At 34.7% G+C, this 17480-nt stretch carries 14 protein-coding genes; 8 read left to right on the top strand and 6 right to left on the bottom strand.

Features of this window, described 5'->3' with window-relative positions; genetic code table 11:
* Position 1 precedes the first annotated feature (1 nt).
* Positions 2 to 1087: a response regulator gene (locus tag ACPUVN_RS12230; RefSeq protein WP_426360038.1), complete on the bottom strand. Its 1086-nt coding sequence runs from the start codon at positions 1085 to 1087 to the stop codon at positions 2 to 4.
* Positions 1088 to 1246: 159 nt separating this feature from the next.
* Between ACPUVN_RS12230 and tpx the strand changes: the two genes are divergently transcribed.
* Positions 1247 to 1855 (top strand): thiol peroxidase, encoded by a 609-nt coding sequence (gene tpx / locus ACPUVN_RS12235; protein ID WP_426360037.1) that lies wholly within the window; start codon positions 1247 to 1249, stop codon positions 1853 to 1855.
* 301 nt (positions 1856 to 2156) lie between these two features.
* Positions 2157 to 2633, top strand: coding sequence for an Hsp20 family protein (locus ACPUVN_RS12240; protein WP_426360036.1), 477 nt, complete (start codon positions 2157 to 2159; stop codon positions 2631 to 2633).
* A gap of 110 nt (positions 2634 to 2743) precedes the next feature.
* Here the strand turns inward: ACPUVN_RS12240 and ACPUVN_RS12245 are convergent, their stop codons facing one another.
* The 3 genes from ACPUVN_RS12245 to ACPUVN_RS12255 all read right to left on the bottom strand — a co-directional run bounded on the left by ACPUVN_RS12245 (position 2744) and on the right by ACPUVN_RS12255 (position 4711).
* Positions 2744 to 3547, bottom strand: a complete 804-nt coding sequence (locus ACPUVN_RS12245; protein WP_426360035.1) for an alpha/beta fold hydrolase — start codon at positions 3545 to 3547, stop codon at positions 2744 to 2746.
* 97 nt (positions 3548 to 3644) lie between these two features.
* Complete coding sequence (locus ACPUVN_RS12250; RefSeq protein ID WP_426360034.1) at positions 3645 to 4052, bottom strand: MGMT family protein; 408 nt, start codon at positions 4050 to 4052, stop codon at positions 3645 to 3647.
* Positions 4046 to 4711, bottom strand: coding sequence for an SDR family oxidoreductase (locus ACPUVN_RS12255; RefSeq protein ID WP_426360033.1), 666 nt, complete (start codon positions 4709 to 4711; stop codon positions 4046 to 4048). Before ACPUVN_RS12255 ends, ACPUVN_RS12250 begins: the two co-directional genes overlap by 7 nt.
* 390 nt (positions 4712 to 5101) lie before the next feature.
* On the opposite strand from ACPUVN_RS12255, the gene malQ reads away from it, so the two are divergent.
* Together malQ and ACPUVN_RS12265 are read left to right on the top strand one after the other, a co-directional pair.
* Positions 5102 to 7297, top strand: coding sequence for a 4-alpha-glucanotransferase (gene malQ / locus ACPUVN_RS12260; protein WP_426360032.1), 2196 nt, complete (start codon positions 5102 to 5104; stop codon positions 7295 to 7297).
* Between the two features lie 314 nt (positions 7298 to 7611).
* A complete protein-coding gene (locus tag ACPUVN_RS12265) occupies positions 7612 to 8043 on the top strand; it encodes a DUF3859 domain-containing protein (protein ID WP_426369188.1) in 432 nt (143 codons plus the stop codon).
* Positions 8044 to 8115: 72 nt separating this feature from the next.
* Here the strand turns inward: ACPUVN_RS12265 and ACPUVN_RS12270 are convergent, their stop codons facing one another.
* On the bottom strand, positions 8116 to 10419 hold the full coding sequence (locus ACPUVN_RS12270) for an EAL domain-containing protein (protein WP_426360030.1): 2304 nt from the start codon (positions 10417 to 10419) through the stop codon (positions 8116 to 8118).
* Positions 10420 to 10745: 326 nt separating this feature from the next.
* On the opposite strand from ACPUVN_RS12270, the gene lgt reads away from it, so the two are divergent.
* From lgt to ACPUVN_RS12285, 3 genes are all read left to right on the top strand, one after another.
* Positions 10746 to 11558, top strand: coding sequence for a prolipoprotein diacylglyceryl transferase (gene lgt / locus ACPUVN_RS12275; protein ID WP_426360029.1), 813 nt, complete (start codon positions 10746 to 10748; stop codon positions 11556 to 11558).
* Positions 11559 to 12344, top strand: coding sequence for a viroplasmin family protein (locus tag ACPUVN_RS12280; protein WP_426360028.1), 786 nt, complete (start codon positions 11559 to 11561; stop codon positions 12342 to 12344). It begins immediately after the preceding gene.
* A 265-nt stretch (positions 12345 to 12609) separates the two neighbouring features.
* On the top strand, positions 12610 to 13458 hold the full coding sequence (locus tag ACPUVN_RS12285) for an HDOD domain-containing protein (RefSeq protein ID WP_426360027.1): 849 nt from the start codon (positions 12610 to 12612) through the stop codon (positions 13456 to 13458).
* Between the two features lie 237 nt (positions 13459 to 13695).
* Here ACPUVN_RS12285 and ACPUVN_RS12290 read toward each other — a convergent pair whose 3' ends face one another.
* A complete protein-coding gene (locus tag ACPUVN_RS12290; protein WP_426360026.1) occupies positions 13696 to 14073 on the bottom strand; it encodes a YacL family protein in 378 nt (125 codons plus the stop codon).
* A 543-nt stretch (positions 14074 to 14616) separates the two neighbouring features.
* On the opposite strand from ACPUVN_RS12290, the gene ACPUVN_RS12295 reads away from it, so the two are divergent.
* Entirely contained in the window at positions 14617 to 17412 is a 2796-nt protein-coding gene (locus ACPUVN_RS12295) for a bifunctional aconitate hydratase 2/2-methylisocitrate dehydratase (protein WP_426369189.1), read from the top strand.
* The last annotated feature ends 68 nt before the right edge of the window (positions 17413 to 17480 follow it).

Here is a 17480-nt window from a genome sequence, read left to right on the forward strand (position 1 = left end):
ATTAATCCAATAAGTAAGAAATTTTATTGTTCAGTGTTTTCATCGATTCTTCTGTGAAGAGTAATAGCAAATCACATTTTATCGGATAATCTTCTATGCTGTAGCTTATTTCAATCGCTAAAGTACGACGCCAGCGCGAAGAGTTTGTAGCAATTAATTCAGAAATTTTACGGTGTTGTCCAAGCACAACAGGATGCCCTTGGCTAAAGTTCATATCAAGTTGCTCTGAAACACCACTTAAACATGCACCAATTAATACGTTGGCCATATCCATTAACAATTCAAGTTCAGAGTTTTCGTCTAACTTCTGTTTGTAATTCATTAATGTCGCTATATCTTTAAAGCTTGAATCATTAAGAATTAATAATGCTTCACCTGATATACCTGCGCCAATGAAACCTTGGCAAATACCTGACGTACTTTCATTCACTTCAACAGCAGATAAAGCCATACTTAATTCGCTAACTTCAATCAAGTTAACATTAGGAATAGGCAATACAACGAATACATCTAATAAGCGTGCAAGTAAGTCCCCTGCTCGCCCCATGGCAACATTCGCAATTTCTTGATAACAATCTCTAAGATCAGATTCGATAAAGTCGATCTGATTTTTCTTAATAGGTGTCTTCTTATCAATTTGAGCGACAGTAACAGGCGGTAGATCAATTTTATCTGATAGTGCTTCAATAATGGGTTCAGGTTTTTCTTCAACTTGAGAGGCTGTATAAATACCATAAGCCGAAAGTATTTGAGTTAGCTTGTCTTTACTTACAGGTTTACGAATAAAATCTAAAGCACCTAAACTTGTAACTCTTTTATGAGCTGCGGGCTGTATATCACCAGAAATAACAATAACTAAGGTAGGAAGATCTTGTTCAACAATGGCTTGTAATACTTCATAACCATCCATTCCAGGCATATTTAAATCTAATAATAATACATCGCCTTTCCCTGCTTTAATGGCTTCTATTCCTTCAAAGCCATTAGTAGCAAAACTAATATCGACATCCCAGCCGTCTGGTAAAGATCGCGCGACTTGCTTACGCGCCATATTTGAATCGTCACATATTAATAACGGAGTTGACATACACACTTATTTCCTAAATTGACTCAAACGGGTAAAAGGTAAATCATTAAAACAACAAATCACCTATTAACAATAGGTAATAAAAATGAAGACTGCTGATATTTTACAAAAAAAACAGGTAAACTCACATAAACTATCTTCATTTTACAACATTATACAATGAAATTAATTACATTAATCAGCTTTATTCTACTAACATCTTCACCTTTCATTTCTGCCCAAGAGACTAACCTTCCTGAAAATAGCAGCTTAGTTAAAGCTGGAGAGAAATTTGTTACTTTACTGGGTCAACAAATCAATATTGGAGATACAGCACCAAACTTTAAAGTGGTTGATGAAAGCTTTTCACCTGTCACTTTTGAACGTTTTTCAGGTAAAAATATTTTAATATCTGTAGTACCTAGTTTAGATACAGGCGTTTGTTCTATACAAACAAAAACGTTTAATGAAAAAGTTGCAGCCTTACCTGACAACACGGTATTTATAACAATCAGTAATGATTTGCCTTTTGCTCAAAAACGCTTTTGCACAACTGAAAACATTAATAACATTCAAGTTTTATCTGATTCTGTGTGGAGAGATTTTGGTGCTAAATATGGATTATTAATAAAAGATATGGGGTTATTAACTCGTGCTATTTTTATTATTAACTCTGAGCAAAAAGTTGTATATAAAGAACTAGTATCTAACATTTCAAATCATCCAGATTATAAAACTGCATTAGAAAAAATTACATTATTGAGCAGCCAAACATCAGAAACACAGTGATTTCAAATTAAAAATAAAACGATAAATATCAATAAGATAAAATAAAAACCAAATAAAACGTAAAATTTATTTGGTTTTTTTCTTGAAAAGTAATACTTCAATCCCATCTCTTATAGTGTAGTCGCCGATAGGGTCTACATTAACTGCCTGTTCATTTTGAAAGGCACAATAATTCGAAAATTAAATTATTTTTAAATCGTTAATTCGCAATATTTATTGGCTTTAACTTTATAGATTTTTACAAAATAATTCTTTTTAACGAATACAGCATATTGCTAGCTAAATATAGGATATGAATATTATGCGTACATCTACAGATTTTAGCCCACTTTACCGTTCATTTATTGGTTTTGACCACTTAGCTGGTTTAATAGACAAAGCATCTAGAGCTGATAAACAATCGTCTTATCCCCCTTACAATGTTGAACTTCTTGAAGAAGACAAATACAGAATAACCATGGCAATTGCTGGTTTTTCTGAAGACGAATTAGATATTGAATCTAAAGAAAACACATTAATTGTTACAGGGACAAAAATACCTGAAGCAAACAAAGTTGAACGAAAATTCTTGCATCAAGGCATTGCAGAACGAAATTTCGAACGAAAGTTTCAACTTGGTGATCACGTAAAAGTTATTGGTGCCGCTATGGAGCACGGACTTTTACATATAGATTTAGAAAGAGAAATACCTGAAGCACTTAAACCAAGAAAAATAGCGATTAATGGTAAAAGTCAGGTACAACGTGTTGTAAACAATACGGAGGATAATGCCTCTTAATAGTTAACTTCATGTAATTCCCCCTTATGTTTTTTGCCCAGCTTATAGCTGGGCTTTTTTTACCTTGAATATCTACAATTTTAAGCATTTTTGTTAAACTTATACTTCGACTAGTTCGTCGTATGATGTGCTTTTATAAATTCAGCTATTTTGGGCTGAACAATAGGTGCATGAGAAATTACACCCATATGCCCTGCTTCAAACACTTCTTGAGTAACATTATCTAAAGCGTTAATAATAATTTCGGCTAGTACTTTACTTAACATAGGGCTGTGGCTACCTGTCATGATCATAGCGGGAGCTGTTATCTTATTTATTTCATTTGCCCCATAAGTTTCAGAAATTAAGGCGATAGAGTCTAAATTCACTTTTTTCATTTCATGGGCTGCACCTTGTTGAACACGAGCAGGTAAGCTCTTGAAAAAACCCTTCATATTCCAGTAATCCATGAACTCTTCAGCGGCAATAAATAAATCATCAACGCTAACTCTCTTAAATAGATCGGTCAGAATATCTTTAGCTTCCGTGTTTTCTTCTATTAAATGAAAAGCGACGGGTTCATATAAAGATAAGGAAAGCACTTTTTCTGGTGCTTCTACCGCTAGCTTCAAACCTAAAGCGCCACCAAAAGAATGACCAACAATATGATAGGGCTGATCTTCAATATGCAAATATTGCAATGCTTGGTGAATACGGTCCATTTCAAAAGATGCTCTGTAGTATTCAAGAGATTTAAGTGTTTCTGCATCTCCCACCGATCCGTAACCTAAAATATCAATATTAATCACGGTAAAGTCATTCTTTAAATCTTGTACTAACGTCATCCACTGCTTTGAACTACTTAATGAACTATGCAGTAAAATAACAGTAGGTCCTTTGCCTGAAACATGAATGCCTTGTGGTAAATCAGTCATCTTAAACCTTATAAATAAGCGAAACATAGTGACGTAAAAGCAGCTAACCTGTAGCTCTTTTGAAAAGTTTTTATGAATAAATTGATGTAAGCGCCAGCTAAAACTCTAATTTAAACAATAGCTCGGCTAAATCAGGTGTCCATTGAAACTCTGCAAGCTTTACTCTACTACCAATAACAACAACTTGCTCATCTTGCAGCAAACCTTTTTGTCGAATAAAAGCATCACTTCCTGGAGCAAATGATATTTTACCTTGAGAGTTTATAACTCTAAACCATGGTACAGCTTGGTTATTCCAACCCTCTTTAGGCACTTTGCCTAAAGCTTTACCTACGAGCCTAGCTCGTCCAGGCAATCCTGCTAAGTCAGCTATTTGTCCGTAGCAAGCAACACTGCCATAAGGGATAGTCTGCACCGTTTTCCATATTTTAATATAGGGCAGATTAGCGTTGGCTTTTTCATTCCCTTTGTCATGAGCCTTCTTATTAGAGACGGCATCTACCATGGAAGCGTTTCACCATTAGAGTGTTTGAAAACGCCTGTTTCTTTTAATGATAATGAATCGATTAAACCAATAATTCGACTTGCGGCTTCATTTGCCGAAATATCACCATTATTATTAACCATATCTGTTTGAACATAACCTGGATGATAAATGCCAACGGAAATGTTTTGAGCATATAAATCCTTACTTAACGACATAGCCGCCGCATTTAATGCAGCTTTAGACATTCTATAACCGTAGCGACCTCCAGATCCGTTATCTGTAATAGATCCCATTCGAGAAGTTATCATCGCAACTTTACTTCCTTCAGTTAAGTTACTTTGTAAGGTATCAACAATATTAAGTGGAGCTATAGCATTGACTTCAAATTGCTCTCTGATAGTGTCTAAATTTAAGTCAGATAAGCTTTCATCACGTAAAATTCCTGCATTACAAACGAGCACATCAATGGCTACACCATTTAATGCACTTTTCATATTGTTAATACCTTCGGGAGTAGCTACATCTACATCAGTCACGACATGAATGCCTAATTGTTCTAATTCTGGAGAAGTATTTCTGCATACGCCATATACAATATGACCTGCTGACTTAAAAAGCTTAGTCATAGCTAAACCAATACCTCGATTAGCGCCGGTAATGACAACTGTCTTATTCATAAAAATTCCTTTGTTTATTTTAATTTTAACAACTTAACTCTATAGATATATGGCTACCTTAATAATTAAAACAAGGTAAGGTAAAAAAACCGTCATAACTATAATTTTGTTGAAACCTTAAAGTATAAATACAGTTAATGTAGATAATATGTGGAACATTCGAACTTTGCTCGAGCAAAGAATAAAATATATGTCTATATTAAGATAATTAATCACATAATTTTATATTTTACAGTACAAAACTTTGCTCAGAGTATGTTATAAATAATGACACATACCATTGCTTTATCAACTAAGGCTCTCCTGTAACGTTAACTTCAACATATATTATTTGTTCACCATTAAATTATCGTTTTTCCCTGAACTTTACCCTGAATATAGAGAGTAAGTATGAATAAAGTCTCCCCATCTATAGAAAAATTAGCAGATCTTGTTGGCTTTCATAAAAGCTATGTAAATAGTTTTGGTGTTAAACAAACACCTAAGCAGGAAGCTCTTGAAGCGTTATTAAATGCAATGGGATATGACTTAAGTAATGAAGAGCGTTTAGCAGAGCAAATTACTGCTTTAGAAGAAAAACAATGGCGTAACACTTTACCAGCAACACATATCATTAAAAGCACAGCTACAAACCCTTATGTACCTATAAGCTTAGCTCGTTCAGATGATGTGAAATCAATAAAATATATCGTTAAAACCGAACAAGGTGATGTGATTGAAGCTAACCTTGCACTTGATAGCTTAGCGATCATAAAAACGTTAAAGCTAGATAATGAAGATTTTACTCAATACAAACTTAATCTGCCTGATTTAACTGAAGGGTATCATCAACTATCAGTAACAATAAATAGCACAGAATCTCAATGTAACTTAATTATGGCGCCAGCCACTTGCTTTAGTGCTAAAGAAGCTCACAGTAAAAAAGTATGGGGTTACACCACTCAGCTTTATTCAATACGAAGTGAAGATAACTTCGGGATGGGCGACTTTAGCGATTTAAATAACATTATAATTAATACGGCTAAACAAGGTGCTTCAACAGTTGGTCTGAATCCTTTACACCCTTTATATCAAAACAACCCTGAACACATTAGCCCTTATTCTCCTACTAGCCGTTGTTTTCTTAATGTACTTTATATTGATGTTCGTGCGACTCATAACTTTTCAACTTGTCAAAATGCTAGTGATACATTTAACAGTAAAGCTTTTCAATCAGCGTTAGCCTTAGCTAAGACTTGCGACTTAGTTAACTACCCTCTTGTTGCTAAACTAAAGTATGAATTATTAGAGATATTATTTGATGATTTTATCTCAACAGACTCACTGGTTGATGAAAGTAAATGCACACAAGAGTTTGCTCGTTTTATCGAAGAGCAAGGTGAAGACTTATATACATTAGCAACGTTTGAAGCATTGTATGAGCATTTCAGAGGTAAGGATGCTTCAATTTATGATTGGAAATTATGGCCAAAAGAATATCAATCACCTAACACTGATCATATTAAAACTTTTCAAAAGTCTCACGAAAAACGTATTCAATACTTTATGTATTTACAATGGTTAGCTCATGAGCAATTAACCAAAGCAGCTAACTTAACAGCAACTCACAATATGCCTTTAGGGTTATATTTAGATTTGGCTGTTGGTTGTGATGGTTCAGGCGTTGATGTTTGGTCAAATCAAGACGTGTATGTTTCTGGAGCAGCCGTTGGCGCGCCACCTGATGCAATGAATACCTTAGGTCAAAATTGGGGCTTAACTCCCATGAACCCTGTAATGCTAAAAGATCAAGGTTACCTTCCTTTAATAAAAGCCATACGCTGTAATATGAAATATGCAGGAGCTTTACGTATAGATCATATTTTAGGTCTGTTACGTCAGTACTGGGTTGCTCCTGGAATGGGAGCTCATGAAGGTATTTATATTACGTTCCCTCTTGATGATATTTTAAGTATTATCGCGTTAGAATCTCGCCGATCTCGTTGTGTTGTTATCGGAGAAGATTTAGGTACTGTACCTGAAGGTTTTAGTGACATTATCGCTAAATCTGGACTGCTTTCTTACAAGGTTTTATATTTTGAACGTTGGTGGGAAACAGGCTTATTTAAACGCCCTGAATTATATCCGAGTCAATCAATTGCTACCGTTTCAACTCATGACGTACCTACTTTGGTGGGCTGGTGGGCAAGTCGCGATTTAACTTGGCGTAGAGAGCTAGACTTATATCCAAATGACGAATTAAAAGCGCAAGAGCAAAAAGACAGAATAAAAGATCGCCATTTTTTGATCTCAGCGCTTAAAGATGAAGGGACATTATCTGATGATGATATTAACAACGAAACATTAGAAATATCTAACTCAGCACTTAACCTTGCTGTTCAAAAATACATAGCGCTTTCACCAAGTCATATACAATTAATACCAATAGAAGATGGTTTAGAGCTTATTGAGCAAGTAAATATTCCTGGCACAATAGATGAACATCCTAACTGGCGTCAGAAGCTACCCATTGATTTAAATGAAATATGGAAAGCTTCTTCGATATTGAGTATTCAAGCGCTGATGAATAAGGTTAGACCCAAATAACCAGAGCTCGGTTTCATATATTATTCTCTAGCAGCTATTTTTATTTGCTTCATCGTTAGATTTTATTAGCAATAATTCCAATGGATTAGGGAAATCTTAATCCGAGTTCAGGTCAACTAACATATTTATAGCTGCCTATTCACCTACTTGTACGTATTAATAATGAGTTTTAGTACGTACAAGTGAATATAGAAAGCTTTTCAATTTACAATGCCCCGATACTTTTACTGAAACCTGAAGATTTTTATCTCAAGACTCGCTAAAATATGTTCCTATCTCGCACACTCATCTATTAATGGCTCTCTAGATTATTTATGGCTAAAACAAAAATCCAACACACTATTATCAGTTTTGGTATTTACGACAAATGGGATCAGTCTGATAAAGAGCTACCTAAAGTCATCGAATTCACTTTAAATGTATCTGCCAAAACCGATATTGAATTTGGTTTTATTATTAATATAAAGAAAGGCAAAGGTAAAAAGATAACCTACTGTATTTATCATCCAAATATACCGGACGATAACGGAGAGGTTATGCCCCCTTTTACAGGTGACGTTTATATTAAAGATAATAACTGGCACTTTTATCTAGGTGATACTTTATGGGAACCATTAGAGAATAAAATAGGTGATTGGCGTATGACAATAGAATGTGATGAAAAAATAATTGCAGATAAAACGTTCTTTATTAATGAACCTAATAAAATTTTAGATGCTAAATTTTGGAAACGCGCAGGTTATTAACTCTATATGCCTGAGGCTCAAAAAAAGCAGCTACCCAAGCATATAAGAAGCGTAAATTTTAGAAGATAATTGCTATATTATTTTTTCTAAAGAGTTAGATAGAAAGCTTTCGAATTCAGTTTTTCTTATAGGTACAGAGAAATAATAGCCTTGCCCATAATCACAATCAATACTACTTAACATATCTTGTTGCTCTTTGGTTTCTATACCTTCGGCGATCACTTTAATGTTTAACTTTTTCGCCATAACAACCATAGCTTCACATAAAGCTAAATCTTTACTGTCTAATGACATTTTCTGAACAAAGCTTTTATCTATTTTTAAAAAGTCTGTGTCGTAATTTTTTAGATAAGAAAGTGATGAATAACCGGTACCAAAATCATCAATAGAAATAGGAATACCCGATTCTTTAACTTGTTGTAAAATATCGGCTACGCCTTTTTTATTCTCCATCAAAAGATTCTCTGTTATTTCAAAAGCCACAGATTCATTTGAGTGCTTACCATTTACTAAAGTATCCATCCATTGTGTAATGTTGCCCGTATTCATTTTGTATTGTATTGGTGAGGTATTAATACTGACTTGAAAATCAGGGTGAATGATTTTTCTCCATTGCTTCACATCATGTAAAACCTGATTAAATACAAAATCACTAATTTCAATAATTAACCCGGTTTCTTCAGCTAAGGCAATAAAGTCAAATGGGCTAACAATACCTCTAGTAGGATGTTCCCAACGAACTAAGGCTTCCGCTTTATAAACCACATTAGTTTGTAAGTTAATAATAGGTTGGTAAACCACAAAGAATTCTTCGCGCGCAATAGCATTTCGCAAGTCCTGAATCAATTGCATTCTAGCAACAGCTCTATTTCGCATAGATTGAGTGAAATAATGATAGGTATTTCGTCCTAAACTTTTTGCGCCATACATAGCTTGATCTGCATTTTGTAGGAGATCATCTATTTCAGTTCCATCATCAGGATAAATGGTTATCCCAATACTTACTGCACTATGAACCACTTCATTTAACAAATAGTAAGGTAAAGCGATTGAACTAAGTAATTGCTCAGCAACAACTTCTACACAATTATAATCTTTGAGGTTAGACATAATAATAACAAACTCATCACCACCCAACCTTGCCACAATGTCGTTTTTACGAATACTTTGCTTGATTCGTTTAGCTGTTTCTTTAAGTAAGGCGTCACCAATATGATGACCTAAAGTATCATTAACATCTTTAAAATGATCTAAATCTAAAAAAGCGATAGCGAGCTTTTCATTATCACGATTTGCTCGAGCAATAAGTTGCGTTAAATGTCCACGCATCATATTCCTATTAGGTAAACCAGTTAGGCTGTCAAAGTTCGCTTGTTTCCAAATAAGTAAACTATTTTTCTCTCTTTCAATGGAAACACTAGCTAAATGGGCAAATTGCTCAACTAAGAAAAAGTCCTGATCTGTAGGTTTATATTCTATACGGTGATAAATACCAAACACACCAATAACTTCGCCTTTAGAGCTTATAACAGGTTCAGCCCAGCAAGCTTTTAAGCCTGCTTCATCAGCCATATTGATCATTCCACTTAAACGGTGATCTTGACTAATATCTTCAACAATAATTCTTTTTCCATAGAAAGCGGCAGTTCCGCAAGTCGAACTCTCGGGACCAATCTCAGAATTATGTATTTGTTCTACCATTCCAGCAGGCAAATTAGGTGCCGCTCCCACCATTAAAAACTTCCCTGATTTATCAAAAAGCGAGATACCACAATAAACATTTGAGTTTTCTTGCTCGACACTTTTAACAATAAATTCTAAAACATGAGACAGTGGATGTGAGCCAACAATCATCTCTAATGTTTTGTTTCGCAGGCGTCCCCAACGTTCACTTTTAATTAATGAACTGTGTTTTTCACTAATATTACGAGCCGCAAAATAAGAAAACATATTTGCCGTAAGTAATGTAGCGGTGATACTACAGAAGTGGAATATCGACAGATGAGTGAATGTAATAGCACTTGCAATAATCAGAAACAAAGTACTTAAAATAACAGCAAGCCTTATGGGCAATAGATAATAGCAGGCAATAATAACTGGATATTCCCAGTAAATTTGCATGGGTCCTTTCATCCAAAGCAAAGTGACAACTGACAACAACATAAATATAGCGAGAAACTCTCCAGCTTTTCCTACATTTCTTGTTTTATAGACATAAACAAAAAGAGAAATAAAAGTGAGAACAATCAAGAGGTCTAATGCAACGGTGTACCAATCTTCTTGGTAAACTCGAACTAGCATTAATAAGACGATGACAAATGCACCGGAAGAAGTGAAGTATAAGAGTAAGGTCTCTTTAATTGAGCGTTCTATCATCAGTGCTCACCTAAAACTTTCAAAAACATAAAATCCTTTTATTTGCTTCAAGCTTAAACTGACCTAGTATGCGATTAAAATACAAAAACTAGACAATAAGATAAGAATAACAACTACTTTATATAATAGGACTAAATAACGATTAAACCAAGGAGAAATACGAATATAAACGTTAGTATAGTTAATACAGCACTTATAACTAAAACCAAGTATCATTAACTTCGGCTTGATAATCTCTGCCTTCAAATTTATGATGGCACTATCTCCTTTCTTTGATGAAACTAACTTAATTTCATCAGTATTAATTCTCTTAGTAGGAACTCTCTTTGGAACATTTAATTTGGAATATTGATCCGGTATTGGTCTCTTTCGGCGCAATAAAAATTCACTGGTATGGCGTATTATTTTCTGCCGCTATACTTTCTGGTTTACAAGTCATGAAATGGATTTATAAAACAGAAAACATAGAGCTTGATACTTTAGATACTCTATTAGGTTATGTTGTTGTTGGTATCATTGTTGGCGCTAGATTAGGTCACTGTTTTTTCTACGACCCTAGCTATTACTTCGCCAACCCAATGAAAATACTCGCAATATGGGAAGGTGGATTAGCCAGCCATGGCGGTGGGTTAGGTGTTATTCTTGCTATTGGTTTATATGTAAAAAAATACAAAGTTAGTTATTTATGGATTTTAGATAGATTAGCAATAGGTACAGCATTATTTGGTGTTTTTGTTCGTTTCGCTAATTTCATTAATTCAGAAATATTAGGTGTTCAAACCAATGTGCCTTGGGCGGTTATTTTCGCTCGAATAGATAACGTTCCACGACATCCAGCACAGCTTTATGAAGCCTTCGCTTATTTATTTATATTTATTACTCTTATTGGTTTATATAAAAGGTTCAAAAGTAAATCTCCTAATGGATTATTACTAGGCACATTTTTGATCCTTGCTTTTACCGCTCGATTTTTAATTGAATCTGTAAAACAAAAGCAAGCGGCTTATAGTTCAGAGTTTATTTTGAACACAGGTCAAATGTTAAGTATCCCATTTTTTATCGCTGGTATTGTTTTAGTTGTATTAGCACTAAAAAAACTAAACCAACCTCAAACCGTTTCAAATAAGAAGTATAAATAAATGAGTAAAAAACATTACGTTATTTGGAAAGGTAAACAAACAGGTGTTTTTGACACTTGGAGTACAGTGCAATCATTAGTTGCAGGAATGAATGATGCTCAGTATATGGGGTTTGCATCTAAGTCAGAAGCCGATGCAGCATTTAAAGAAACATATACTAGAGCTTTAATGAAACGTTCTTTAGCCAAAGGTGATAGTGCAAGCTCAAAGCCAGCACCTGTTGCTAAATCTTCGCCAGTAAAAAGCACTAAAAGCTCACTTAACTTTGCTGATTACAATATATATTGCGATGGAGCATGTTCACCTAACCCTGGTAAATCAGGCTCAGGTGTTGCTATATATGAAAAAGAGCAAGTAATTGAGCTTTGGTATGGTTTGTATGAGAAAAATGGTACTAACAATACCGCTGAATTACATGCCTTACATGAAGCATTAAAAATGGCTGCCACCTACATCCAACTAGAGCACTCAGTGCAAATACTCTCTGATTCTAAGTATTCAATTGATTGCATTACCAAATGGGCAAAAGGTTGGAAGAACAAAGGCTGGACGAGAGGAAAAGGCGAAGAAATAAAGAATTTAGAAATCATAAAAAGCTGTTACGCGCTTCATGAAAAGATAAAAAATAACGTGACCATTTCCCATGTAAAAGGTCATGCAAATATTGAAGGTAATGAACTATCTGATAGAATGGCGGTTTTGGCGAGAACTCAAGCTGAAAAAGGTTTTATTAAATACTCTCAAACCATTGAGATACATTCAATACTTGCTATGGCACCCGGTTAAAACCTAGAGTAAATCAATAATAAGAACATTTAATTGCCGTTAAATATTTATATCAAAGATCATAAGTAGTTAGTTTGATATCAAGTGATTTTGTTCTGCTTTAGTCTTATTTAAAGTAAAGCAGAAAATGAACAACGTCTACAAATGTTAATCAGTTATTGAAAAGAATATAAAACTAAGGGATAGTTGTAAAAATATAATGGAAGAAATAACGCCATGTTTTATATATGGATTGTAGTTATCACCTAAATAATATTAAAGACTTATGTTGCATATTGATGAAAAAGTAATTGAGGATATAGAACGTGGTTTCTCAATACCTGCTCAACCTAAATTACTTCAAGAACTACAAGATTTAATTACCAGAGAAGAACCTGAATTAAACCTTATAGCTAAAACAATATCGCAAGATGTTGCCATATCATCAACGGTTTTAAAAACCATAAACTCGCCTGTTTATGGTTTATCCAGAACAGTTTCCGATATTCCTAAAGCGGTTCGATATATAGGTTTAGATGGCATAGTCACATTAGTTACTTGTAGCTTAATCAAACAAACCTTTGAACAAAAAGATTGCTCCATCGCTTTAGGTGAATTTTGGGCAAACTCGACAAGCATAGCAAATGTGTGTGTTCAAATTGGTAACACATTAAAACAAGCTATTTCAAAAGATATATTATTTTCGTTAGGCTTATTTCATGACTGTGGCATTCCTATTATGGCAATGAAGCACCCTGAATATCATAAAACTTTTGCACGCGCGTTAAAGTTTCCAAATATTCCAATTACCACGATTGAAGATACGACTTACAAAGCGAATCACGCGACTATTGGTTATTATGTTTCAAGTTCTTGGCGTTTACCAAAAGACATATGCCAATTAATTTTAGCTCACCATGAAAGGGATTTTATTGATAATCCTTTCAGTCGTATTCAAAAGTTTTACTTTTCTATTTTAAAAATGGCTGAGAATATTGTACATCAAAAGAGGTACACAAAAGATACGCCAGACTGGACGTTTTTGAAGGACAAAGTACTTAATTTATTAGTATTAACGGAAGATGAATATATTGAGATATTGAATAATGCCGATGAAAATATTCAATGTGCTTAACCTTGTAACTTTAATCTTATACTTTAGCCGAACAACCTTATAGTCTGCATTCAAAACAAACTTCTCGTATACCCCTATTTTTCTACCATTTAATTAACCATATACTTCTTGTATTAAATATCATGATATAAATGCAGTTAGATTAATCACTTATTTATTGAACCCTATATTAAACAGTGTATCAAACTCTTTATTAACTTCTGTTTGATACACTAATAAATATTAAGCTTACTCAGGTTATTTAATAAAATCTGACCACTTAACGAGTAACTCGTTGAAGTCTTCAATTCCACATTCTGCAGAGCTATCAAAGTCGGTATTCAAGCCTTCTTCAATTTCTACGTTTTCTAAGTTATGTTCAATTTGTTCAAAATTGGTATTTGAAATAATACGAACAGAATCTTCACTAAAAATAAGTGTATATTCAACACCGTTTACAAAAACATCTTTATTTTTTCGTTCATCGAGGTTGGCTATAACTTCCAATAATGTAGTTAATTTAGCTTTATCTTTGCCCAATTCTACTTCTAGCCATGGCCCCATTATTTCATGTTCCATTGAAAACCTAGCTGTTGCAGATCCTGTTAATGAATCATGTAAAAAGTCGTATTCCATAAATCTCTCATTACTAAAAAATAACTTAACGTTGTTAACAATAATTATAGCAAACTTATTAACTTCTCCCCTTTCAAATAGATACTTAATTTAAGGAAAAACGTAATAAAAAATGTCGAATCATGATAAATAAAAAACGCCATATACTATGACTTTTTCTAGAATTCACTCCGCTATAAAAATATAGAACTAACATTACAATTGCTAATAATACTCATTCATTGTCCGACAGGTTTAACCAGAGGGATAAGCATTGATTAAACGTGACAGCTTATCTAAACTAAATTGTTTTTAGTTACTTCTAGAAGTCTATATTAAGTGTAAAAGATATATCCTTTATCGTTCAAGATACATGCTTCAGAGCGGTAATGAATATGCACAACACATATAAGTATAGTTTCTACAAGGTATAACCATGATGAATAGTGTTTATTTTATCAAATGATTCATAGTAGATAAAAAATCAGGTAAAATAGACCTAAAAAATTTGCCCCAGCTAATTATCATATTATTAGCGCCTTATAGCTAAAGAGAGAGTATCAGATGAGCCTGTATTTAGAATATATAGCAGAAATTAAAAATCGTAAAGAAGAGCTAGGTTTAGCGCCTAAGCCAATTGATGGTGCTGAATTACTAGCTGAAATCATCGAACAAATTAAAGACCAAGGGAATGAATATCGCGCTGATTCTCTTAACTTCTTTATCTATAACACATTACCAGGCACAACAAGTGCTGCTGGTGAAAAAGCTGCATTTTTGAAAAAAATCATCTTAGGTGAAGAAACCGTAGCAGAAATTACTCCTGAATTTGCTTACGAATTACTATCACACATGAAAGGTGGCGCATCTATTGGTGTACTACTTGATCTAGCATTAAGCGATGATGTTGCATTATCAACGCCAGCTACAGCAGTATTAAAAACTCAAGTATTTTTATACGATGCTGATACAGCTCGCCTTGAAGCGGCTTACAAAGCAGGAAATGCAGTAGCTAAAGATATTTTAGAAAGCTACGCTAACGCTGAATTCTTTACAAAATTACCTGATATTGCAGAAAAAATTGAAGTAGTAACTTACATTGCTGGTGAAGGTGATATTTCAACTGATTTACTTTCTCCTGGTAACCAAGCACATTCACGTGCAGACCGTGAGTTACACGGTAAATGTATGATCACTCCAGAAGCTCAAGATGAGATTCAAGCTTTACAAGCTAAGCACCCTAACGCAAAAGTAATGCTTATTGCTGAAAAAGGTACTATGGGTGTTGGTTCTTCACGTATGTCTGGTGTGAATAACGTTGCACTTTGGGCGGGTAAACAAGCTAGTCCATACGTTCCATTTATCAACATTGCACCTGTAGTTGCAGGTACAAATGGTATTTCTCCAATCTTCTTAACAACGGTTGATGTTACTGGTGGTATTGGTCTTGATCTTAAAAACTGGGTTAAGAAAACAGATGCAAACGGTAAAAACGTTGTTGACGAAAATGGTGATGCTGTTTTAGAAGAAGCTTATTCTGTTGCTACTGGTACAGTATTAACAATTAATACTAAAGCTAAACAACTTCTAAATGGCGATAAAGTACTGGCAGATATTTCTTCAGCTTTCACTCCACAGAAAGTTGAATTCATGAAAGCTGGCGGTTCTTACGCTGTTGTATTCGGTAAAAAATTACAAACTTTTGCTTCTGAAACTCTAGGTGTTGCAACTAAACTTGTTTTTGCTGCTTCTAAAGAGATATCTCATGAAGGTCAAGGCTTAACAGCTGTTGAGAAAATATTTAATAGAAATGCTGTTGGTGTTCTTTCTGAAACCGATCTTCACGCAGGTTCAGATGTTCGCGTTAGAGTAAACATTGTAGGTTCTCAAGATACTACGGGTCCTATGACATGCCAAGAGCTAGAAGCGATGGCTGCTTCTACTATTTCTCCATTAGTTGATGGTGCATATCAGTCTGGTTGTCACACAGCATCAGTCTGGGATAGCAAAGCTAAAGCAAACATTCCTAAATTAATGAGCTTTATGAACAAGTTTGGTCTTATCACAGCTCGTGATCCTAAGGGTGCATACCCTGCGATGACTGATGTTATTCATAAAGTATTGAATGACCTTACAATAGATGATCGCGCTATCATCATTGGTGGTGACTCTCATACTCGTATGTCTAAAGGTGTAGCATTCGGTGCCGATTCAGGTACTGTTGCAGTCGCTCTTGCTACAGGTGAATCGGCTATGCCAATTCCAGAGTCAGTAAAAGTAACATTTAAAGGCACAATGCAAGGTCACATGGATTTCCGTGATGTTGTACATGCAACTCAAGCTCAAATGCTTAAACAGTTTGGTGGTGAGAACGTATTCCAAGGCCGCATAATCGAAGTACATATTGGTACTTTATTAGCTGACCAAGCATTCACATTTACCGATTGGTCTGCAGAAATGAAAGCAAAAGCTTCAATCTGTATTTCAAACGATGAAACATTAATCCAATCAATAGAGCTTGCTAAGAGCCGTATCCAGATCATGATCAAAAAGGGTATGGAAAACGCAGCAGGTACACTTACTGGATTAATCGCATTAGCTGACAAACGTATTGAAGAAGTTAAATCAGGAACTAATCCAGCATTAGCACCTGATGATAATGCTAAATACTATGCAGAAGTTGTTATTGACTTAGATGTTATCGATCAACCAATGATTGCTGACCCTGATGTTAACAACGATGATGCATCTAAGCGTTATACTCATGACGTTATTCGCCCTGTTTCATACTACGATGGTAAGCCTGTAGATTTAGCATTCGTTGGCTCTTGTATGGTTCACAAAGGCGATATGCAAATCATCGCTCAAATGTTACGCAACATTGAAAAACAAAGTGGAAAAGTTGAATTTAAAGCACCACTAGTAGTAGCTCCACCAACGTACAACATTGTTGATGAACTTAAAGCTGAAGGCGATTGGGACATCTTACGTAAGTATTCTGGTTTTGAATTTGATGATGCAAACCCTAAAGGCGCTGCACGTACTAAGTACGAAAACATCATGTATCTTGAACGCCCAGGTTGTAACTTATGTATGGGTAACCAAGAGAAAGCTGAACCGGGTGATACGGTTATAGCGACATCTACACGCTTATTCCAAGGTCGTGTTGTAGCAGATACTGCTGAGAAAAAAGGTGAGTCACTATTAGGTTCAACACCTTTAGTTGTACTTTCATCTGTTCTAGGTCGCTTCCCTACAATCGAAGAATATAAAGCTGCTGTAGAAGGTATCGATTTAACTCGCTTTGCTCCTCCTACAGAAGAAATGACGACTAAGTATGTACCAATTAAAATGGTATAAACCTTACTAAGCTAAGTACTTTATTTGACAGATAGGTAAGGTACTTAATTAGAAGTAGAACAAAAAAT

Source organism: Pseudocolwellia antarctica (assembly GCF_049933045.1).
In the GTDB taxonomy this organism is placed as follows: Bacteria; Pseudomonadota; Gammaproteobacteria; order Enterobacterales; family Alteromonadaceae; genus Pseudocolwellia.